Source organism: Hymenobacter roseosalivarius DSM 11622, assembly GCF_900176135.1.
Classification (GTDB): domain Bacteria; phylum Bacteroidota; class Bacteroidia; order Cytophagales; family Hymenobacteraceae; genus Hymenobacter; species Hymenobacter roseosalivarius.
The window spans coordinates 1-19,952 of the sequence record NZ_FWWW01000103.1; the positions used below are offsets into that span (position 1 = coordinate 1).

Genomic DNA, 19,952 nt, shown 5'->3' on the forward strand with positions numbered 1-19,952 from the left:
AGTAGNGGCTTTTTTATGACTTATGCTTTTAGCTACTATTATAATTCTTCGTAAGTAATCAACAGCATACCCAAAAGCAACTTGCCGTTTTACTTTCCTTCGCACCTCATTTCCCTCCGACACTGTAACTTCATTGCCGGGGGGCTTTTCTCCCCTCTTATATACGTTTCTCTCCTTCTCTCCTACTTATTGCTATGGAAGCTCCCCGCGAAGAGTTCATGCGCGAAGCCATTCGCTTATCGGTCGAAAAAATGCAGGCTGGTTACGGCGGTCCATTTGGGGCCGTCGTCGTGAAAGACGGCCGGATCATCGCCCGCGGCTTCAACCAGGTAACCAGCACCAACGACCCCACTTGCCACGCCGAAGTAGATGCCATCCGTAAGGCTTGTATAGCCCTGGGCACCTTTCAGCTACAGGATTGCGACCTGTACACTAGCTGCGAACCCTGCCCTATGTGCCTGGGGGCCATTTATTGGGCCCGCCCCCGGCGCGTATTCTACGGCAACACCAAGCAGGATGCCGCCGCTATCGGCTTCGACGACCAGTTTATTTACGACGAAATTGATAAGCCTTTGGAAGAGCGCCAAATTCCGATGCGGGAGCTGCTTCGGGATGAGGCTCACGAAGGATTTCAAGCGTGGACTGAACATGAGGCGCGCACTGAATATTAAAACATAAAAAAGCCCCCCGTATTACTGCGGGGGCTTTTTGTATATAGTTAGGGCAGCCTACTTCATGCCGCCACGCATGCCCATCATCTTAGCCATTTGCTGCATACCGCCTTTGGTACTGCTCATCTTGTTCATGGTACGCATCACTTTGCGCATGTCCTCAAACTGCTTCATCAGGTTATTCACCTGCTGAATATCCGTGCCGCTGCCTTTGGCCAAACGACGACGACGCGAGCCGTTCAACAGCTCGGGCTGGGCGCGCTCCTTGGGCGTCATGCTTTTGATGATCGACTCGATAGGCTTGAAGGCGTCGTCGTCGATGTCTACGTCCTTGATGGCCTTGCTCATGCCCGGAATCATGCCGACCAGATCCTTCAGGTTGCCCATCTTCTTGATTTGCTCCAGCTGGGAGAGGAAATCGTCGAAGTTGAACTGGTTTTTGCGGATTTTCTGGTTGATGCGCTTGGCCTCGTCCTCGTCGAACTGCTGCTGCGCACGCTCGACCAGCGAAATCACGTCGCCCATGCCCAGGATGCGCTGGGCCATGCGGTCGGGGTAGAACATGTCCAGCGCCTCCATCTTCTCCCCCGTCGAGATGAATTTGATGGGCTTCTCAACTACGGCCCGGATAGAAAGCGCCGCCCCACCACGCGAATCACCGTCGAGCTTGGTGAGCACCACGCCATCGAAGTTGAGACGGTCGTTGAAGGTTTTGGCCGTGTTTACCGCGTCCTGGCCCGTCATGGAATCCACCACGAACAAGGTTTCGGACGGGTTAATGGCCTTTTTTACCTGCTCAATTTCGCGCATCATCTGCTCATCCACGGCCAGGCGGCCGGCGGTGTCGATGATGACAACTTTCTTGTTGTTTTTCTTGGCGTAGGCAATGCCGTTCTGCGAAATCTCAACCGGATTTTTGTTGTCCGGCTCCGCGTACACCTCCACGCCTACCTGCTCGCCCAGCACCTTCAGCTGGTCGATGGCGGCGGGGCGATACACGTCGCAGGCCACGAGCAGGACGGTGCGATTCTGCTTTTTGATGAAGGTAGCCAGCTTACCGGCGAAAGTGGTTTTGCCCGAGCCCTGCAAGCCCGAGAGCAGAATCACGGCCGGGTCGCCCTTGAGCACCACGTCCTCTTTTTGCCCCCCCATGAGCAAAGTCAGCTCGTCATACACGATTTTGGTCATGAGCTGACCGGGCGAGACGGCAGTGAGCACATCGCGGCCCATGGCCTCGTCCTTTATTTTGTCGGTGACTTCCTTGGCCACCTTGTAGTTCACGTCGGCATCGACCAAGGCCCGGCGGATTTCCTTGATGGTGGTCGCAACGTTGATTTCGGTGATGCTGCCCTGACCTTTCAGGGTTTTGAAGGCCTTGTCGAGCTTGGTAGAGAGGTTATCAAACATTTAATCGCTGATTTTGCTGATTTCTTTGATTTAGCTGAGTATTGACTGCTGTTGCCTAGGAAGCTTTGGGCAGCACGATGGTTTCGAGGACAGTGAGGCGGCGCACCACGTCAAGGTAATTGGGCAAATCCTGCTCAATACGGTGCAGGCGGCGGTCGATGGCATCGACGGTTTCGGTTAGGTGGCCGGTATGCTCGATGACGGTATTGAGGCGACGATTGGTTTCATCAACCCGCTCCGTGAGGACATCCACGCGCTCCGTGAGGATGTCCACTCGCTCGTTCAGACCATCCACCCGCTCGTTCAGGCCATCCACGCGCTCGTTCAGACCGTCCAACTTCTTATCAACCCGCTCGAAACCGGAGGCTACGGCAGCCGCAAAGCTGGTCATAGCAGTGGTAAATTTCTCGTCTATCCGTGCGATATCACCGCGTAGCTCATCAATATTGCGCTTGTTTTCTGCCGTTTGCCGGTCGGTGGCACGGATCAGGTCGCCCATGAGGGCCAGCAGGTCGGTATTATCAGCCATTATTTAGAGAGGCCTGAATAAGCAGGGAATTCCCAAAATTAACCCAAAAAACCCTGAAAGCCCACGGCTGCGTACCTTCGCCTTTTCAACACTGCCCAAAAATGCCCCCCAAGCCCCTGCGCCTGCTCGTCATTACCTATTACTGGCCGCCCTCGGGCGGGGCGGGCGTGCAGCGGAGCCTCAAGTTTGTGAAGCATCTGCCGGCCTACGGGGTCGAGCCGACCGTGATTACGGTGGACGCCGCACAGGGAGCATATCCGGTGCTCGACGCGTCGTTGGCGGCGGAAGTGCCGGTGGGGGTGCGAGTGCTGCGTACGCGTACCAGCGAGCCATTCGACTCCTATAAAAAGCTCACCGGCCGCCGGCAGATTCCGCACGGCGGCTTTGCCAACGAGAGCAAAAGCAGTTTGCAACAGCGGATTTTCAAGTTTGTGCGGGGCAATTTGTTCATTCCCGATCCGCGCCGGGGCTGGAATCAGCACGTATTGCGCCAGTGCGCCGAGCTGTTTGCCCAGGGCCTGACCTTCGACGCGGTGCTGACCAGCTCGCCGCCCCACTCCACCCAGCTGATCGGTCTGGAGCTGAAAAAGCGCTACGGCCTGCGCTGGATAGCCGATATGCGCGACCCCTGGACCGACATTTATTATTATAAAGAGCTGCATCACACCCCGCCCGCCCGCTGGCTCGACGCCTGGTACGAGCGGCAGGTGCTGGAGCAGGCCGACGAGGTGCTGGTGACCAGCCCCGACACGAAGCGGCTGTTTCTGGGCAAGTCGCCGCGCCTGACGGCCGACAAATTTCACGTTCTGCCCAACGGCTACGACGAAAGCGACTTCCGGGAGCCCAGCGCGCCACCCACTGACTGTCTGATGATTACGCACACCGGCACCATCTCCGAAACCTATCATATCGAGCTGTTTCTGGCCGCCTGCGCCACCTGCACCACCCGCCACCCCGACGTGCCGCTCCGGCTGCGCTTCGTGGGCACCGTGTCGGCCGGGGTGCAGGAGCAGATTCGGGAAGTGGGCCTGGGCAAGCACACCGAATTCGTGCCCTTCGTGCCCCACGATGAGTCGGTGAGCTATTTGCTGCGCTCCACGGCCCTGCTGATGGCCATCCCCAACGTGGCGCACAACTTCGGTATTCTGCCGGGCAAAGTGTTTGAGTATCTGGCTTCTAACAAGCCTATCATCTGCATCGGCCCCGTGGGTTCTGACGCGGACAACCTGCTGGAAGAGTGCGGGGCCGGCCGCGCCCTGCCCTACGACACCTACAGCGGCATGCTCGACCACCTGGACAGCTTATTCGCCGCCTGGCGCGTCAACCCCAACCTGGATTTGCCCGCCATCAACCACGCCCGGTACTCGCGCCGGGCGCTGACGCAGAAGCTGGCTCAACTGATAAAATAAGTTCTGCCCCTATTTATTCAGCTTTTTCCAGGCGTTGCGCAGCTTGCTGGGCAGGCGACTGACTACTCGCGCCCGCCAGTCGCTCCAGGCGGAGCGCGGCAGCTGGCGGCCGTGCCACTCGCCCAGGGCCCCGGCCAGGCGCTGGGCCAGGGTGCGGTAGTGGGCGCGCTGGTAGTGGCGCAGGTTGTTGGTGACGTCGGCGGGGGTGCGAATAAAGTCGCGGACGTCAATAAGGAAACAGTTGGCGGCCGTAGCCACGAACTCGGCCAGGGCCTGATTCATGCGGGCGTGGCGCTGGACGGCCCCGGTTTCCCCCGAGCCGGACACGTCTATTTCCGCGCCATTGAGGAAGAAGATGGGAATGGCGGCCGGCACCTGGCTTCGCAGCCAACGCAGATTGGCTTGAAAATCAGCCGGCGAAATTTGCCCCCCAAACTCAAACGTGGCCCTAAACCCGCGCAGAAACGCCTCATCCATCCCCCGAAAGCGGCGCTGCGCGTATCTGGCCGCCTGCGCGGCGGGGTCGGCGGCCACGATGTTCTGGTAGCCACCAAATGGAATGTCCAGGCCCGTCGCTTTTTCGTGGTACAGCTCCTGGGTGTAGTCCATCAAGGGGCTGTACACGAGAGCATCAAAATCCGCTGTCCAAAGGGTAGTCATAAAGGCTTCTTCCCCCAAAAAAGGCAGGGCGCGGGCCAGACGCTGCTGCTCATTGGGGGGCAATTCGCGGGTCAGGCGCAGCATAGCCGTATGCTCGACGTGGACCGGAATCTGGTGCTCGTTTACATAGTTGAACTCTTCCTTTACGTCGATTGAAAAAGCCTGCAGAAAAGGGGTTAGCTGGCCCAGGTCGCAGCCGCCTTTGAGTAAGACCCGCAGCCGGGGGGCATTTTCAGTTGAAATTTGCCCCCCGGCCGCCTTGCCCTTACCACCTGTTGCGTGGACGCCCCCTGGTGCCAAAGCCGCTTCGGAATCAGCCGCTTCCAGCGTAATCCAATCAGGCTTGTCCCTGCCATTCAACTCGGTAGCAACTTCGCCCTGCACTTCCAGCGTTGGAAAATCCAGCCAGGCGTAGGTAAACTGCTCGACGCCCAGGTGCAGGATGCGGCAGGAAAAAACCAGCTGCTCCAGCCGATTTTCCTGTTTAGCCACACAGTACACGCCCACCAGGCCATAATCGCCGAACCGGTCGCGCACCCGCACGGTGCCCCAGCGCCGGGCGGGGTCGGCGAAGCTGGCCGCCAATTCGTCCTGGGCGACGCGCTGCTTGGTAAAGTTGAGCTGGTTGGAGCGGTTGATCAGCTCCTCAATGCGGGCCAGATCGGGCAGCACGGCCGCCTCGCCCTCCCGAAACTCAATGCGCACCTGCGAATCGCGCAGAAACTCCCGGTTATCCTGGTAGGTGGCGCGGGCCTGCTGCTGGCGTTCGAGCAGCTTGTATTGCTCCAGGCGCGTCAGGCCGGGGTCGGGCTTGCCGCTGGCCAGCAGCTGGGGGGCAAACTGCGGCAAATCGGCCGGGTCGGCGACTTGTAACTGGGGGTTGTAGAACTGCGCCTCGGCCCGGTTAATCGGGTTATCATCCAGAAAAAGGGCATTAGGGGATCGGAGCTGCATTTGGGCCAGCAGCTCTTTAATAATCGGGCCTTTGGGCTGCCAGCTTATTCGCGGAAAAACAAACAGGTCGCGGATGCCCAACTCGGTCAGCTTGGCTTCCGCGGCGGCAAAGTCGTTTTTGGAAACAATGGTATGCACGATACCGCGCGCGGCCGTGGCCCGCACCAGAGCCAGGTTATCGGCCACAGCCTCGATAGCACCTTCCGAGAGCGTGCCGCGCCAAAAAGTATCATCCAGATCCCAGATAATGAGCTTGATGGGTTCGGATGATAAAGTGGTTGGTTTGGCGGAAAGGGTGGTCATGCTGAGGTCACGAAGCATTCTACCGCAAATGGTAATTACTACTACTGCCACGAACCGGTAGAGATGCTTCGTGACCTCAGCATGACAGGCGCAAAACTGTCAGCACGGCAAAAGTACGCAAGCCCGGCGCGGATTGCCTACTTTTGCCCCCCAGCGCCTTTTTCCGGTCCGCTGGCCTTTCTTTGTCTTTCTATGGCCCTCGATTTAAATAACAAATCCATTCTGGTTACGGGCGGCACCGGCTCCTTCGGCAAGCAGTTCGTGCGCACGGTATTCGAGAAATATCCGCAGGTGAAGCGCCTAGTGATCTATTCGCGCGACGAGCTGAAGCAGTACGAGATGTCGCAGATATTTCCGCACTCCAAGTACCCGGCCATCCGCTATTTCATCGGCGATGTGCGCGACGGCGAGCGGCTCAAGCGGGCCTGCGAGGGCATCGACGTGCTGGTGCACGCCGCCGCCCTCAAGCAGGTGCCCGCCGCCGAGTATAATCCCATGGAGTGCATCAAGACCAACATCTTCGGGGCCGAGAACGTGATTAATGCCGCCCTCGACTGCGGCGTAAAGGAAGTAGTAGCCCTCAGTACAGACAAGGCCGCCGCGCCTATCAACCTGTACGGCGCTACCAAGCTTTGCTCCGATAAGCTGTTTGTGGCGGCCAATAATATGAAGGGCAAGCGCGATTTGCGCTTCTCGGTGGTGCGCTACGGCAACGTTATCGGCTCCAGGGGCTCCGTGGTGCCGTTTTTCCTGCAACAGCGGGAAACTGGAGTCCTGCCCATAACCCACCCCGACATGACGCGCTTCAACATCTCGCTGGAGGGTGGCGTAGACCTGGTGCTCTACGCCCTGGAAAACTCCTGGGGCGGCGAGATTTTCGTACCCAAAATCCCGAGCTATAAAATCACGGAGGTGGCGCAGGCTATCGGTCCCAACTGCCGGCACGAGGTAGTCGGTATCCGGCCCGGCGAGAAGCTGCACGAGGCCATGATCACCGAAACCGACGCGCTGAGCACGGTGGAATTAGATCGGTACTACGTCATTCTGCCCTACACGCCGCAGTGGGACGTGGAGGAATTCATTCGTCACTTTAAAGGCCGCCGCGTGCCGGATGGTTTCTACTACGACTCGGCCAACAACGACCACTGGCTGAACGCCGAGCAGATTCGGGAGGAAATCCGCCTGCACGTCGATGCGGGGTTTGTGGCCTAGAAATAGGCCATACTGCTTGTCGTTAAACGCTGCTCCGTCATAAGAGTGGCGTTTTTTGTTATCAATGGTAGCCGGCTGCCATTCTTTCCCCAAGCAGCAGACCTGCGTATCTTTACTCCGCTATGACCAACGCCCCCGCTACCTTCCACCCCACCCGCCCCCTTCCCTACGGCCGCCAGCACATCACTGAGGAAGACGTAAAAGCCGTCACTGACACGCTCCAGTCCGATTTCCTGACCCAGGGGCCGAAAGTGGCCGAGTTTGAAGAGAAGTTTGCGGCCTACTTAGGAGCTACGTATGCCGTGGCGGTGAGCAACGGTACGGCGGCTTTGCACCTGTGTGCGCTGGCCCTGGGCGTAGCGCCCGGCCAGCGCGTGATTACCACGCCCATCACCTTCGCCGCCTCTGCCAACTGCGTGCTCTACGCCGGCGGCGAGGTGCATTTCGCTGATATTGACCCCACTACCGCGCTCATCGATTTGCGGCAGGTGCGGCATTTGCTCGAAAGTCACCCCAGAGGGCATTTTCACGGCCTGATTCCCGTGGATTTCGCGGGCCTGCCGGTGAATATGGAAGAAGCACGCCGGCTGGTAGATGAGTTTGGCCTGTGGATCATTGAAGACGCCTGCCACGCGCCGGGGGGCTTTTTTGTCGATTCGGAGGGCAATGAGCAGCGGTGCGGCAGCGGGCACTTTGCCGATCTGGCCATCTTCAGCTTTCATCCCGTCAAGCACATTGCCACCGGCGAGGGCGGCATGATCACTACCAACCGCCCCGACCTCTACGAAAAGCTGTTGCTGCTGCGTACCCACGGCATCACCAAAAATCCCGACCTGCTGCGCCAAAACCCCGGCGGCTGGTACTACGAGATGCAAACCCTGGGCTACAACTACCGGATGCCCGATATGCTTACGGCCTTGGGTATCAGCCAGCTGCGCCGCGCCGACGCGGGCCTGGCGCGCCGCCGCCAGCTCGCCGCCAGCTACGACGCGGCCTTCGCCGAGATGCCCACCGTGCGCCCGTTGGCCGGGGCCGCAGGCCACGCGTATCATCTGTATGTTATTCAGGTAGAAGACCGCAAAGGCCTGTACGACTTCCTGCGGGAGCGGCAGATTTTTGCCCAGGTCCACTACATTCCGGTGCATACGATGCCATATTATCAGGAGCTAGGCTGGAAAACCGGCTCCCTCCCGCGGGCTGAGGCTTATTACGCCCACTGCCTCAGCCTGCCCATGTTTCCGGATCTGACGGATGAGGAGCAGCAGTACGTGATAGACTGCGTGCGGGAGTTTGTGCAGGGTTAGCCATAGTAGACCTGAAGATTAATAGATAGAATATAACTATCTGATATTCAGATTAAAATATTCCAACTAATGCCTCTCCATTCGCCTAAAATCGGCATCATCTCCCAGGCTCGTATGACCAGCACGCGCCTGCCGGGCAAGGTACTGCTGCCCGTGGCCGGCCAGCCGCTGCTGCAGGTTCATATGGCCCGGCTGCGGGAGAGCGGGCTGCCGATTTATCTGGCAATTACTACGAATGCTACCGACGACCCGTTGGCGGAGTTTGCCGCGCAGCAGCAGCACTTACCCTGCACCCGGGGTGATGAGCAGGATGTGTTGGGACGCTATTACCAATGCGCGGTTGAAAATCAGCTGGACATTATCGTGCGCGTTACCTCGGATTGCCCCCTACTGGATGGGCAGCTCATCGCGCGGGGCGTGCAGGACTATGTGCGCCAGGAAGATCCCCGCCTCTACCTCTCCAATGTATTGCGGCGCACTTTTCCCCGGGGTCTCGACTTCGAGATTTTCTCCCGGCAGTTGTTAGACGAGGCGTTCCAGCAGGCTTCCTTACCCAGCGACCGTGAGCATGTGACGCCCTATATCCACCAGAACCGCTCGGGCCAGGTTCGTTTCCAGCACGTTACCCGCTCTCCCGACCGTAGCCAGTACCGCCTGACGGTGGATACCCCCGACGACTTCCGGCTGCTAAAACTTCTCATTGAGCATCACCAGGCCGCCGCGTTGACTTCCGATGAACTCATTGCACTATTGGACCAGCATCCGGAATTAGTAGCGCTGAACGCTCATATCGAACAAAAGAAGACCTGATGCCTGCTACTCCCACCCCGCCCCGCCTCGTGCTCCGGGCCGATGGCAATCCGCGCATTGGGCTGGGCCATGTGATGCGTCTGCTGGCTTTGGCTGATATACTGCATGACCAGTTTGGGTGTGTATTCGTTATTCAGGAGCCCGCCGCTGCGCTCCTTGGCCAGCTTGGCGAGTCCTGTTCGGAAGTTATAGAAATGCCCCCCCAGCCCGCGGGCGGCGAGCCGGCCTGGCTGGCACAGCACGTATTGCGCCCACATGATATACTCGTGCTTGATGGGTACGGCTTCGAGTTCAGTTATCAGGCAGCGGTGCGCCCGTACGTGGCCAGGTTGGTTTGCCTGGATGATTTGCACGCCTTCCCTTTTGCCGCCGACTTAGTACTAAACCCCGCGGGGGGCATTTCCGGGGCTAATTACGACTTACGGCAAGTTGGGGCTAAACTCCTGAGCGGGCCAGCGTACGCGCCCCTGCGGACCGCTTTTCGCGCCGACGCCACCGCGCTTGCCGCTGCTTCGCCCTCATCCGTTTTGGTTTGCCTCGGCGGGGCCGACCCTACGCACCAGACCCAACGCGTAGCTGCCGCCCTGCTCACGCTGCCCGTCGTTGAGCAAGTGCAGGTAGTAGTAGGCAGCGCTTACACCGGTTGGGAATCGTTGAGCCAGTGGGCCGAACACGAAGCGCGAGTTACGCTGCATCGAAATTTGCCCCCCAGCGACCTGGCTGGGCTTATGCAGCGCTGCGGGGCGGCGGTTTGCTCGCCCAGCACCATCAGCTACGAGTATTGCGCGAGTGGGGGCGGCTTGCTTTTCCTGTTGCCCACAGCTGCCAATCAGCGTGATCTGCACGAGTTTTTGCGGTCGGCCGGCATGGCGCTGCCGTATCCCAGCGCCCCCAATGTATTGACTTCGCCCGAGGTGCCGCGCATCGCGGAGCAGCTGCGAACAGCCCAGAAGCTGTATTTCGACGGCCACGCTCCTACGCGTCTACGCCAGGCTTTCGCGGTCTTGCGCTTACCTAATGCACCTTTCCAACTACGCCCGGTTACCCCTTCCGATTCCGCGCAGCTCCTGGCCTGGACGAATGAGCCCACCGTCCGACAGGCTTCCTTCAACCCCCAGCCCGTACCCGCCGAGTTGCATGAGCGGTGGCTAAATGCCCGTCTTGCTGATCCCTATGCCTTGCTGCTCATGGCCGAAGAGGAGGCTGCCGGCGCGCCCGTTGGGCTTATTCGCTTTAATATCTCACACGATGAGGCCACGCTGAGCTACCTGCTCGATCCTGGGTATCGGGCGCGCGGCTGGGCGGCTTTGCTGCTGGCCCTGGGCACAGCGCATCTGGCACGGGCATTTCCTCAGCTGCGCCGCATAGTCGGGCATGTGCAGCTGCGTAACCAGGCTTCATTGCGGGCATTCGAGCGCGCTGGCTATACGCTGTTACCTACCCCATTATCAGGCGAGCCTGATTCAGTTACCTTTGCGTGGCGGCTATAACCGTATCGGGCGCGGTGGTACTACGACTTTGGAGTCGTAGTACCACTATCGTTGAACGAGATGGCTGGGGGGCTTTTTTTAATAATTGCAGGCATCAGCAACGATAGTGGTACTACGACTTTGGAGTCGTAGTACCACCGTGCCGAATTAAAAACCAGCTTGCCCAAACTCCTTGAAACTATGCATATCGGTTCCCGCCCTATCGGCCCCGACTATCCGCCTCTCATTATTGCTGAGCTTAGTGGCAACCATAATCAGTCGCTGGAGCGCGCTTTTGCGATTATTGATGCTGTAGCGGCGGCCGGGGCGCACGCCATCAAGCTCCAGACCTATACCGCCGACACCATGACCTTGCCCGGTGCCTACCGCATCGACGACCCCAGCTCGCTGTGGTACGGGCGGGAATTGCACGAGCTGTATCAGGAGGCCTATACGCCCTGGGAGTGGCACCAGCCGTTATTTGAGCGGGCCAAATCGCTCGGTATGCTGGCCTTCAGCTCGCCTTTTGATGAGACAGCCGTGGATTTTCTGGAAACGCTCGACGTGCCCGCCTACAAGATTGCTTCTTTTGAGAATACCGATTGGCCCCTGCTGCGGCGCGTGGCCGCCACCGGCAAACCCGTGATTATGAGCACCGGCGCGAGCACCCTGGCCGAAGTAGCGGAGGCCGTAGACGTGCTTCGCGAAGCCGGCTGCCGGGAGCTGATTCTGCTCAAATGCACCAGCACTTACCCCGCCACGCCCCAGAACACCAACCTGCGCACGATACCGCATCTGGCCCAGCTTTTCCCGGCTTGCCCCGTGGGCCTCTCCGACCATACCATGGGCGTGGGCGCGGCCGTGGCGGCCGTAGCGCTGGGGGCCTGCGTCATTGAAAAGCACGTAACGCTGCGTCGCACCGATGGCGGCGTCGATTCGGCTTTCTCGCTGGAGCCGGAGGAAGTTGCCGCTCTGGTTATCGAAACGGAGCGCGCCTGGCAGGCCTTAGGGCATATACAATATGGAGTGCAGCGGGCTGAGGAAAAAAGCCGCTTGTACAAGCGCTCCCTCTACGTGGCCCAGGATATTCGGGCAGGCGAGGTGTTTACCAAAGAAAACCTGCGAGTAGTGCGTCCCGGCGACGGCCTGCCGCCCCGCTACTTTGACCAGCTGTTGGGTAAGCCCGCCCGCCAGGAGCTGCGGGCCGGCACGCCGCTTACCTGGGAAGCTTTGTAGTCGCATCATGCCCTACCTGGCCCAGCTCGTTGCCCGCACCCGCGACATTCTGCAACTGCGCTTCACCGATTTATTCGCCCAGCTTCCACCCCGGATGCTGGGGGGCATTTCGCCGCACAATCCGCTGAAGCGCTTGGCGAAAGTGCTGGGCTACGCGGGTCTGCGGCTGGCAGGCAACCTGCTGCGGCCCGTGCGCAACGCGGAACAGCTCCGGGGGGCAATTTGGCTGTATGTGGTCAGTCAGAACAACTACGAAGCGCTCGATTTCATCCGGCAGGAGCTACTAGGCAGCGTATTCGTGGCTGGTCAAAGCAAACAGATTGGGCGCTATAACGCGGCCGTAAACCGACTTTCGCTGCGGCGCAAGCTGCTGTATTACTGGCAGTTTCCGCTGGTGCTGGCCGGGCTGTGGCGCACGGAAGGAGGCCGCGCCCTGCGCTTTTTCGACTTGATATTCAACGCCATCGGCTACTACGAAGTGTACGGGCAGGCGCTGCGTCATTATAAGCCCCGCGCCATCATTTTTGCCAACGACCACAACGACGACGCCCGCGCTCTGCTGCTGGCGGCCCGCGCCCACGGCGTACCCACGGCTTATGTGCAGCACGCCAGCGTGAGCACCTATTTTCCGCCCCTAGGCTTTGATTTGAACCTGCTGGAAGGTCAGGACGCACTGGATAAATACCGGCAGTGCGGCCCCATCCGGGGCCGCGTGGAACTGATCGGAATGCCCAAAGCCGACGCTTTTCTGAGCCAGCGCAACACCGAGCCCGCCGTGCGGCGGGTGGGCATTGCGGCCAATTTGCTGGACGACACGGGTGCTATCCGAACAGCTGTTGCCTACGTAGTGCAGCAGTTTCCTGCCCTCACATTCACTTTCCGCGCCCACCCCGGTGATACCCGCGACTTCAGCTTTCTGCGGCAGCACTCGCACCTACGGTTTTCGGATGCGCGCCGGGAGAATGTATTTGAGTTTTTACAGCAACAGGATGCCCTGATTGCCGCCGACACCTCCACCCACCTCGAAGCTACGCTGCTCAATCTGGCGAGCATTTACTATCGCTTTGGTACTCATACAGTTGCTGATGATTATTACGGCTACGTAGCGCGTGGATTGGTAGAGCGAGCGGCCAACCTGCCGGAATTGGCGGCGCTACTGCGTAAAAGCCAGCGGTATAAGCTGACCGACCTCTACCGACGCGCTGCCTACTACAACGCCACGCTGGGCACCCCCGACGAAGGCCACAGCCAGACGCGGGTGGTGAGGCAGCTGCGGGAGTGGCTGCGAAATGAAGGATAAGCTTTAGCTTGGCCCCCGCCGACACCAGATGCCGGCCTGCTTTCTGACAAATGACCCTCGGCAATTTGCACGCTCCCTCCGGTTCGACAGAATTCCACGCCCCCGCGCCCCCGGCCGTGCGGCTGGCGTACGTGCTGCGGCACTTCCGGCTGGCGTACGCGGCAGTGCCGGAAGAGCTATCGGTGGGCTACCCCGAGACGCACCCACATCTGGAAATAGCCGACGCGGCCAGCGGCTTCTTTCAAGCCAAGGCCCCTTACCCGCCCGCCCCAAATTGGCGCGAGTGGCAGGGCCAGCAGATTCCGGTTTTCTTTGATTTGACCCCCGAAAAGCCGCTACTGGAGCTGCTGCCTAGTAATCGCGCCCGTATCCATGCCGACCTGATTTCGGCCGCTTTCTACCTGCTCAGCGGCTGGCAGGAATATTTTTCTGCGGAGCGCGACCAGCACGGCCGGTTTCCGTACGCGGCCAGCGTGCAGCAGCGGTACGGCTTCGTGGCAGTGCCGGTGGTGAATTATTACTTTGATATTCTGCGGACGGCCGTGGAGCATATTACCGGCCAGCAGGCACTCGCACGCCGCTGGGGGGCAAATGCCGCGCCTTTCGCCGCCTTCATCACCCACGACATTGACAATTGCCAGAGTGCCTGGAAATCTGAAGGCAAGGCGGCCTTGCGCGGGGGGCAGATTGCGCGCTTTGGGCGCTTGCTCGTGCGCCGCCTGCAAGGGCGCGACGCTTGGAACAATCTGGAAGAAGTGCAGGCCGAAACCGGGCGCTGGGGAGCAAAATCCACGTTTTTCTTTCTGGGCAATCCGCGCCGCGCCGCCAACGGTACCCGCAATGCCGACTACGATCTGACAAAGCCACGCTTCCAGCAGCGCATTCGAAACCTGGCCTCGGCGGGCGCTGAAGTAGCTACGCACGGCAGCCTCGGCACGGCCCAGAATGCCTCCCAGCTCCAGCAGGAGAAAGCCAAACTGCCGGTGGCGGCCCTCGGCGCCCGCTTTCACTATCTGAGCTGGGAGCCGCGCCAGACGCCGCAGGTAGTAGCCGCTGCCGGCTTAGCTTATGATTCAACTTTGGGCTTTGCCGAGCACTTTGGCTTTCGCAATTCGTATTGCCTCCCGTTTCATCCCTTTGATTTTGAGTACGGTAAAGCCTTTGATTTCCTCGAAATTCCGCTCAACGTCATGGATACCACCCTGCATCACCCCAATTACCTCCAACTGGCTCCCGATGAAATAGGGCCCGCTCTCAGGCCGATGTTTGAGCAAATCGAGCGCTTCGGCGGGGTGTGTACCGTGCTCTGGCACAATGAGAATTTTGCCCCCCAGAACCAGAAAAACGGCCCCCGGCAGTTCCACGAGCTACTGCACTACCTTCACGGCCGGGGCGCGGCTTTTGTCAATGGCACGGACATCCTGAACTGGAGTGGTACTACGACTCCAAAGTCGTAGTACCACTATCGTTGAACGACCTTTGGAGGTGCAGGCGTCAGCAACGATAGTGGTACTACAACGAAAAGAGTCGTAGTACCACTCGCCCACCAACAACCACTAAACCAATCAACTACGTAACTATTGGGCATCGTTCAGCGGCAGGGGCTGCGCAACACCATTATTGCCTATATCGGGCTGGGGCTGGGCTTCGTGAATACCGTACTGGTGCTGCCCAACCTGCTGGCCGCCGACCAGATCGGGCTCACGCGGGTACTGGTATCGGTGGCGACCATTTACGCCCAGCTCGCGGCCTTTGGCTTTGCCAGCACGGGCATCCGGTTTTTTCCGTATTTCCGCGATAAAGCCGCTGGCCACCAAGGGTTTCTACCCCTGCTGCTGGGCGTTCCGCTGCTCGGTTTTGCTGTCATGACGGTGGCCTACGTACTGGCCCGCCCGGTGCTGCTGGCCCAGTACGAGCGCGACGCGGCCCTGCTCAACCCTTACTATTTCTGGGGGGCAATTCTGGCCCTGTTTGTTCTGTTTTACTCCTTGCAGGATGCGTATCTGAAGGCCTTATATCAAACGGCATTTTCGTCCTTCGTGCAGGATATTCTGCTGCGCATACTCACGGTAATCGCGGCGCTCCTGTTCGCCCTGGGCTACTTGTCTTTCCACGGGTTTGTGCTGGCTTTTATTGGCAGCTACGGCCTGGCTACGCTGCTGCTCACGCTGTACGTGGTGCGGCTGGGCGAGTGGCACTGGCGGCCGAGGCGCGCTGCGCTTACGGTGGTGCCGGCGCGGGAAGTGCTCAGCTTCAGCGGGTTCGTTATTCTGTCCAGCCTGTCGGGCTCCATCATCGGCTCCATCGACTCGCTGATGGTGGGCTCCGGCATCAGTTTGGCCGCTACGGGCATCTACACCACAGCGTTTTTTATCAGCACCGCACTTACCATTCCGGCCCGGTCGCTGAACAAGATTGCGTTTCCACTGCTGGCCGAGTACTGGAAAGCGCAGGAGTTGCCCCGCATGGCCGATTTTTACCGCCGCACCACCCGCCTCAATACTGTGGTCGGGTGCTGGCTGGCGCTGGGTATTGGCTTGAATCTGGACTTTATCTATTCCTTAATGCGGCCTGAATTCGCGGCCGGCACCACGGTCGTGCTCCTGCTGCTGGCCGGCCGCCTCTTCGACAACATCACGGGCGTAAACGGCCTGATCCTGGTCACCTCGCCCCGCTACCGCTTCGATCTGGTGTTCAACGTGTCGCTGGCGGCGGCCACGGTGCTGCTCAATCTGCTCCTGATTCCGCTCTATGGCCTCACCGGCGCGGCCCTGGCTACCCTGCTGGCCATGACCAGCATCAACGTGGCCCGCACCTGGTTTGTGTGGCGCGCCTACGGCTTGCAGCCGTTTGATTTTCGGATTCCGCTGGTGCTGGGCGTCGCGGTGGCGGCCGGCGCGGCGGCGTGGCTGGTGCCGGCAGTGCATTCTCTGTTTACTACCATGCTGGTCCGCGCCATCGTGCTTACGGGCGTGTACGGGGGGCTTTTATTGCTGACGCGGGCCGTGCCGGAGGTAAGCAACCTGTGGCAGCAGGTGCGCCAACGGCTGCGTTTTTAGGATTGTACATTCAGTTATCTAACCCAAGGTGCGGAGTAGCCGCGCAGCGGCGGCAGGTGTGTAGTACACCGAATACAAAAGGGCCACAGCCGCGGAGCGGCGACAGTGGCGCCCGCAAATCTGTCGCCGCTCCGCGGCTCATGCGCCTGTTTTTGGTCCTTTCTACACACCTGCCGCCGCTCCGCGGCTACTCCGCAACTTCGTTCATCTATAAAAAAGCCCCCCGTACAAGCTGTAGCGGGGGGCTTTTTATGGATAACTTGTATTCTCTAAACCTTCCTATTTGCCTGCTCCCGCGCTATTCGCAGCTTGCTGTGCTTTTTGCCATACAAAAAGTAAATTACCAGCCCGGCCGCCAGCCACACGATCAGGCGCAGCCAGGTATCGAAGGGCAAGGAAAACATCATGACCAGGCAGGTCAGAATACCCAAGATAGGTACTAAAGGCACCCAGGGCGTGCGGAAAGCACGCGGCGCGTCGGGCTGCTGCCGGCGCATAATCAGCACACCCAGGCACACCATCACGAAGGCCAGCAAGGTGCCGATACTGGTCATTTCGCCCACGACCTGAATGGGCACCAGGCCCGCGAAGGCGCTGATCAGGGCCGCCAGCAGGATGTTGGACTTGACGGGCGTGCGGAAGCGGGGATGAACTTCGGAGAAGATTTTGGGCAGTAAGCCGTCGCGCGACATGGAGAAGAACACCCGCGACTGGCCCAGCAGATCCACCAGAATAACCGAGGTATACCCAATCAGAATGGCCACGATAATGGCCTGGCTAAGCCAGGCGTAAGGCGTCTTCTCGATGGCTATGGCCACCGGCGCGGCGCTATTTTTGAACTCGGTGTAGTTGGCCAGGCCCGTCATGACGTGCCCAAACAGCACGAAGAGCACTGTACACACCACCAGCGAGCCGATGATGCCGATGGGCATATCGCGCTGAGGATTTTTCGCTTCCTGGGCCATGGTGGCCACGATATCGAAGCCAATGAAGACGAAGAATATCACGCCCGCCCCACGCAGAATGCCGCTCAAACCGAACTCGCCGAACGTGCCGGTATTGGCCGGGATGTAGGGCTGATAATTGGCCGGGTCGATGTACTGCCAGCCCAGGGCAATGAACACCAGCACCACCGACACCTTGAGGGCCACGATGGTCGCATTCACCCAGGCCGAGCCCTGCGTACCCCGAATCACGACGGCCGTAATAGCCACCACGATCAGAATGGCGGGCAGATTCACGATGCCGTGCACCAGGGAGCCATCGGCTAGGGTCGCCGTCTCGAAGGGCGACATAACCAGCTGGGCAGGAATGTGCAGGTCGTATTTAGCCAGAAACCGCGTCAGGTACTGCGACCAGCTGATGGCCACGGCCGCCGCGCCCACCGAGTATTCGAGCACCAGATCCCAGCCGATAATCCAGGCAAACAGCTCGCCCAGGGTAGCATAGGAATAGGTGTAGGCCGAACCCGCCACGGGCACCATGGAGGCAAACTCGGCGTAGCACAAGGCCGAAAACGCACAGCCGACGGCCGCCACCAGAAACGAGAGCGTAACGGCCGGCCCGGTATGATTGGCGGCCGCGATGCCGGTAAGCGAAAACAGGCCCGCCCCGATAATCACGCCTACCCCAATAGCGACCAAGTTGAAGGCACTCAGACTGCGCTTGAGGGTGTGGGTGCCGGTTTCGGCCGCCTCTTGGCGCAGCAGTTCAAGTGATTTTTTGAGCATAGAAGGAACACGAAGCGGCGCTTCGTGCTGGATAAAAAGAAAGAAAAAGAAAGAAATGGGGCCAGAGCCGTGAAGCAATCAGGCCGACGCGGCCAGCAACGCGAAGCAAGCTCCAGCTTTTAAATAAAGCAGTTCTCAAATCGGTGTACAGCCTGTCTCAGCAGGTGCGACCCCACCCCCAGCCCACACCGCTTGATGCGCGGAATCCGGTGGGGAGGGGCTGAGGGTGGGGTCCGCGTACACCAACTTGAGAACTGCTTAAACTGGCCACACTTCAGCCAAACCGGAGGCTGAAAATAGCGCAGAAAAGCCCCCCAGTGGCTACTTGCGGCCTCAGTTTGGCAATACCCGAAAACTGAGGAAAGTATCGAACGCTCAACAACAGCAACAACCTATGCCCAGACAAACAGCCGCGGCGCCGGTGGGGCGTAGCATGGTGGCGAAGGAAAATGAAGCGGGTTGGAATTGAATGTTCACGGCAAGCTGTTTTTATATGGTCAGCAGTTACTTGCGCTGACCTCGGTTGGCACCGTTCCAGGGTTGCTGGGGGTTGCCGGCGTTTCGTCGAGCCTTTCTCTCCACGCCTCGGTATAAAAACAATCCTTTGATCAGAAAGAATTGGGGCCGCAAAGGTAGACTGCCAGCGTGCGTACTTGCAAATGCCGCTAATCTTTCTCTTTTGCCGCGTGGCTTAGCTGGCGCTGGGGGGCAAAATAGTGCCCGCCGGCACCAGCTGACGCAACCGGTAGCAGTTCATGGCCGTTTCGCCGAGCTGTTCGATGAGGCGATAGTTGGCCACCGCCCCCACCGCCGCCCCAATAACGGGCACCAGCTGAGCCAGCTTGGCCAGGTCAATGTAGTCGCGGTACTCCTGCTGGAAGGTGCGCCAGTCGAACTCGCTTACGTCGGTGGGCAGGGTGTGACGGTAGGCACCCCAATCGGCGATTCGGCGGTACACGTCATTGCGGGTGTGCTGACTGGAAAAGGCCAGCTGGAAGATATGCAGCAAATAAAGCCGCTCGGTGTAGTCGCGCACGTCGTGGCCGTAGAGGGCAGCCACGTCGAAGAGCAGCTTGAGCTTGAGACTCAGCAGCAGCGGAAAATCGGCCAGGCCCAGTAAAAAGCCCCCCGCGCCCGTCACGGCGCCTTCGGCCGACGCAGTATTGCGGTAGTAGCGGATGCGGGTGCGCACCGCCGTTTCCCGCTTCGCCCACGGCGCTTCCAGCAGCGGCTGGCGCGTGGTGTGCATCGACCCAAACAACACCCCGCGCACCATCTGCCGAATAGCGGTGGTAATGGCCTCATGCACCCGCTCGGGCAGCAGCGCATTCAACCGAAGCTGTACCCGCCGCGTGAAGCGGTTCAGCAGCGAGGGCGACTTCTGCATCCGCTGTTGCCAGGCGCGAAGTTCGGTGAGGGCTTGTTGATCAGGAGAGTCCATGTATGTAGTGGTAGTAATCTTATAATGAAACGTGAATCACATTTATAAGAGGCAGGCTAACCAAACTTTAAGAAAATAAGTCTTTCACCTGATTTGTGAACTCAACGTTTACTTCATTTAATCCTGCAATTTGCTGCTGATTAGCACTTAAATTTTCTCCTAAGCTAGTCAACCGAAAAAGCCCCTTCCCTACGAGTTCTTTAGGATAAATAACTCTTGATGCATAAGTTACTGAAGCCGCCAAGCCGGGAATTAATTCTTGATTTACTTTCTGGCTAAGTCGAGACCAAAACTGCTTGCTACTTGCCTCAAACGGTACCTCGAACCACTCATTAGATTTATCCGCAAAAACGAGAAACCAATCATTATTCCATGGACCTGCGGTAGTTGTGAACTCGCCTACCACCTTCAGTTTGTCAATGTCTAGAGTCCACAAAAACTTTCCTGATTGCTCACAT

Annotated in this window: 16 protein-coding genes and 1 riboswitch; of the genes, 10 read left to right on the forward strand and 6 right to left on the reverse strand. The window is 59.1% G+C overall.

Annotation, left to right across the window (positions count from 1 at the left end; all coding sequences use genetic code 11):
* Positions 1-194: 194 nt before the first annotated feature.
* The gene (locus B9A24_RS20060; RefSeq protein ID WP_084447808.1) at positions 195-671 is read left to right on the forward strand and encodes a nucleoside deaminase; all 477 of its coding nucleotides are present in this window, start codon (positions 195-197) and stop codon (positions 669-671) included.
* A 57-nt stretch (positions 672-728) separates the two neighbouring features.
* Here B9A24_RS20060 and ffh read toward each other — a convergent pair whose 3' ends face one another.
* Positions 729-2,078, reverse strand: coding sequence for a signal recognition particle protein (ffh, locus tag B9A24_RS20065; protein WP_084447809.1), 1,350 nt, complete (start codon positions 2,076-2,078; stop codon positions 729-731).
* Positions 2,079-2,133: 55 nt separating this feature from the next.
* Positions 2,134-2,607, reverse strand: a complete 474-nt coding sequence (locus B9A24_RS20070; protein WP_084447810.1) for a DUF16 domain-containing protein — start codon at positions 2,605-2,607, stop codon at positions 2,134-2,136.
* Positions 2,608-2,708: 101 nt separating this feature from the next.
* Between B9A24_RS20070 and B9A24_RS20075 the strand changes: the two genes are divergently transcribed.
* Positions 2,709-4,016 (forward strand): glycosyltransferase family 4 protein, encoded by a 1,308-nt coding sequence (locus B9A24_RS20075; RefSeq protein ID WP_234997559.1) that lies wholly within the window; start codon positions 2,709-2,711, stop codon positions 4,014-4,016.
* A 9-nt stretch (positions 4,017-4,025) separates the two neighbouring features.
* Here the strand turns inward: B9A24_RS20075 and B9A24_RS20080 are convergent, their stop codons facing one another.
* On the reverse strand, positions 4,026-5,951 hold the full coding sequence (locus B9A24_RS20080; protein ID WP_084447811.1) for a hypothetical protein: 1,926 nt from the start codon (positions 5,949-5,951) through the stop codon (positions 4,026-4,028).
* Between the two features lie 174 nt (positions 5,952-6,125).
* Between B9A24_RS20080 and pseB the strand changes: the two genes are divergently transcribed.
* From pseB to B9A24_RS20120, 8 genes are all read left to right on the forward strand, one after another.
* Positions 6,126-7,145 (forward strand): UDP-N-acetylglucosamine 4,6-dehydratase (inverting), encoded by a 1,020-nt coding sequence (gene pseB, locus B9A24_RS20085; RefSeq protein WP_084447812.1) that lies wholly within the window; start codon positions 6,126-6,128, stop codon positions 7,143-7,145.
* Between the two features lie 122 nt (positions 7,146-7,267).
* Positions 7,268-8,449, forward strand: a complete 1,182-nt coding sequence (gene pseC, locus B9A24_RS20090; protein WP_084447813.1) for a UDP-4-amino-4,6-dideoxy-N-acetyl-beta-L-altrosamine transaminase — start codon at positions 7,268-7,270, stop codon at positions 8,447-8,449.
* Between the two features lie 69 nt (positions 8,450-8,518).
* Positions 8,519-9,259: a cytidylyltransferase domain-containing protein gene (locus tag B9A24_RS20095; RefSeq protein WP_084447814.1), complete on the forward strand. Its 741-nt coding sequence runs from the start codon at positions 8,519-8,521 to the stop codon at positions 9,257-9,259.
* Positions 9,259-10,749 (forward strand): UDP-2,4-diacetamido-2,4,6-trideoxy-beta-L-altropyranose hydrolase, encoded by a 1,491-nt coding sequence (gene pseG, locus B9A24_RS20100; protein ID WP_084447815.1) that lies wholly within the window; start codon positions 9,259-9,261, stop codon positions 10,747-10,749. The genes B9A24_RS20095 and pseG overlap by 1 nt, the downstream gene beginning before the upstream one ends.
* Before the next feature lie 180 nt (positions 10,750-10,929).
* Positions 10,930-11,964 (forward strand): pseudaminic acid synthase, encoded by a 1,035-nt coding sequence (gene pseI / locus B9A24_RS20105; RefSeq protein WP_084447816.1) that lies wholly within the window; start codon positions 10,930-10,932, stop codon positions 11,962-11,964.
* Positions 11,965-11,971: 7 nt separating this feature from the next.
* Complete coding sequence (locus B9A24_RS20110; RefSeq protein WP_234997562.1) at positions 11,972-13,264, forward strand: hypothetical protein; 1,293 nt, start codon at positions 11,972-11,974, stop codon at positions 13,262-13,264.
* A gap of 50 nt (positions 13,265-13,314) precedes the next feature.
* A complete protein-coding gene (locus B9A24_RS20115) occupies positions 13,315-14,721 on the forward strand; it encodes a DUF7033 domain-containing protein (RefSeq protein WP_084447817.1) in 1,407 nt (468 codons plus the stop codon).
* Between the two features lie 123 nt (positions 14,722-14,844).
* Entirely contained in the window at positions 14,845-16,323 is a 1,479-nt protein-coding gene (locus B9A24_RS20120; RefSeq protein WP_084447818.1) for a lipopolysaccharide biosynthesis protein, read from the forward strand.
* Between the two features lie 269 nt (positions 16,324-16,592).
* On the opposite strand, the gene B9A24_RS20125 is transcribed toward B9A24_RS20120, so the two are convergent.
* The 3 genes from B9A24_RS20125 to B9A24_RS20135 form a co-directional block, all read right to left on the reverse strand.
* Positions 16,593-18,053, reverse strand: a complete 1,461-nt coding sequence (locus B9A24_RS20125; RefSeq protein WP_084447835.1) for an amino acid permease — start codon at positions 18,051-18,053, stop codon at positions 16,593-16,595.
* Positions 18,054-18,539: 486 nt separating this feature from the next.
* Positions 18,540-18,650, reverse strand: a riboswitch (SAM riboswitch).
* Positions 18,651-18,744: 94 nt separating this feature from the next.
* A complete protein-coding gene (locus B9A24_RS20130) occupies positions 18,745-19,494 on the reverse strand; it encodes an EcsC family protein (RefSeq protein WP_084447819.1) in 750 nt (249 codons plus the stop codon).
* Positions 19,495-19,561: 67 nt separating this feature from the next.
* Entirely contained in the window at positions 19,562-19,930 is a 369-nt protein-coding gene (locus tag B9A24_RS20135) for a hypothetical protein (RefSeq protein ID WP_143435122.1), read from the reverse strand.
* Positions 19,931-19,952: the final 22 nt, after the last annotated feature.

What these genes read in the sequence shown, in the direction of transcription:
- pseI (WP_084447816.1), top strand. Translation starts at nt 10,930, where the DNA reads ATGCATATCGGTTCCCGCCCTATCGGCCCCGACTATCCGCCTCTCATT.
- B9A24_RS20130 (WP_084447819.1), bottom strand. Translation starts at nt 19,494, where the DNA reads ATGGACTCTCCTGATCAACAAGCCCTCACCGAACTTCGCGCCTGGCAA.
- B9A24_RS20095 (WP_084447814.1), top strand. Translation starts at nt 8,519, where the DNA reads ATGCCTCTCCATTCGCCTAAAATCGGCATCATCTCCCAGGCTCGTATG.
- pseC (WP_084447813.1), top strand. Translation starts at nt 7,268, where the DNA reads ATGACCAACGCCCCCGCTACCTTCCACCCCACCCGCCCCCTTCCCTAC.
- ffh (WP_084447809.1), bottom strand. Translation starts at nt 2,078, where the DNA reads ATGTTTGATAACCTCTCTACCAAGCTCGACAAGGCCTTCAAAACCCTG.
- B9A24_RS20080 (WP_084447811.1), bottom strand. Translation starts at nt 5,951, where the DNA reads ATGCTTCGTGACCTCAGCATGACCACCCTTTCCGCCAAACCAACCACT.
- B9A24_RS20125 (WP_084447835.1), bottom strand. Translation starts at nt 18,053, where the DNA reads ATGCTCAAAAAATCACTTGAACTGCTGCGCCAAGAGGCGGCCGAAACC.
- pseB (WP_084447812.1), top strand. Translation starts at nt 6,126, where the DNA reads ATGGCCCTCGATTTAAATAACAAATCCATTCTGGTTACGGGCGGCACC.
- B9A24_RS20075 (WP_234997559.1), top strand. Translation starts at nt 2,709, where the DNA reads ATGCCCCCCAAGCCCCTGCGCCTGCTCGTCATTACCTATTACTGGCCG.
- B9A24_RS20060 (WP_084447808.1), top strand. Translation starts at nt 195, where the DNA reads ATGGAAGCTCCCCGCGAAGAGTTCATGCGCGAAGCCATTCGCTTATCG.
- B9A24_RS20070 (WP_084447810.1), bottom strand. Translation starts at nt 2,607, where the DNA reads ATGGCTGATAATACCGACCTGCTGGCCCTCATGGGCGACCTGATCCGT.
- pseG (WP_084447815.1), top strand. Translation starts at nt 9,259, where the DNA reads ATGCCTGCTACTCCCACCCCGCCCCGCCTCGTGCTCCGGGCCGATGGC.
- B9A24_RS20110 (WP_234997562.1), top strand. Translation starts at nt 11,972, where the DNA reads ATGCCCTACCTGGCCCAGCTCGTTGCCCGCACCCGCGACATTCTGCAA.
- B9A24_RS20115 (WP_084447817.1), top strand. Translation starts at nt 13,315, where the DNA reads ATGACCCTCGGCAATTTGCACGCTCCCTCCGGTTCGACAGAATTCCAC.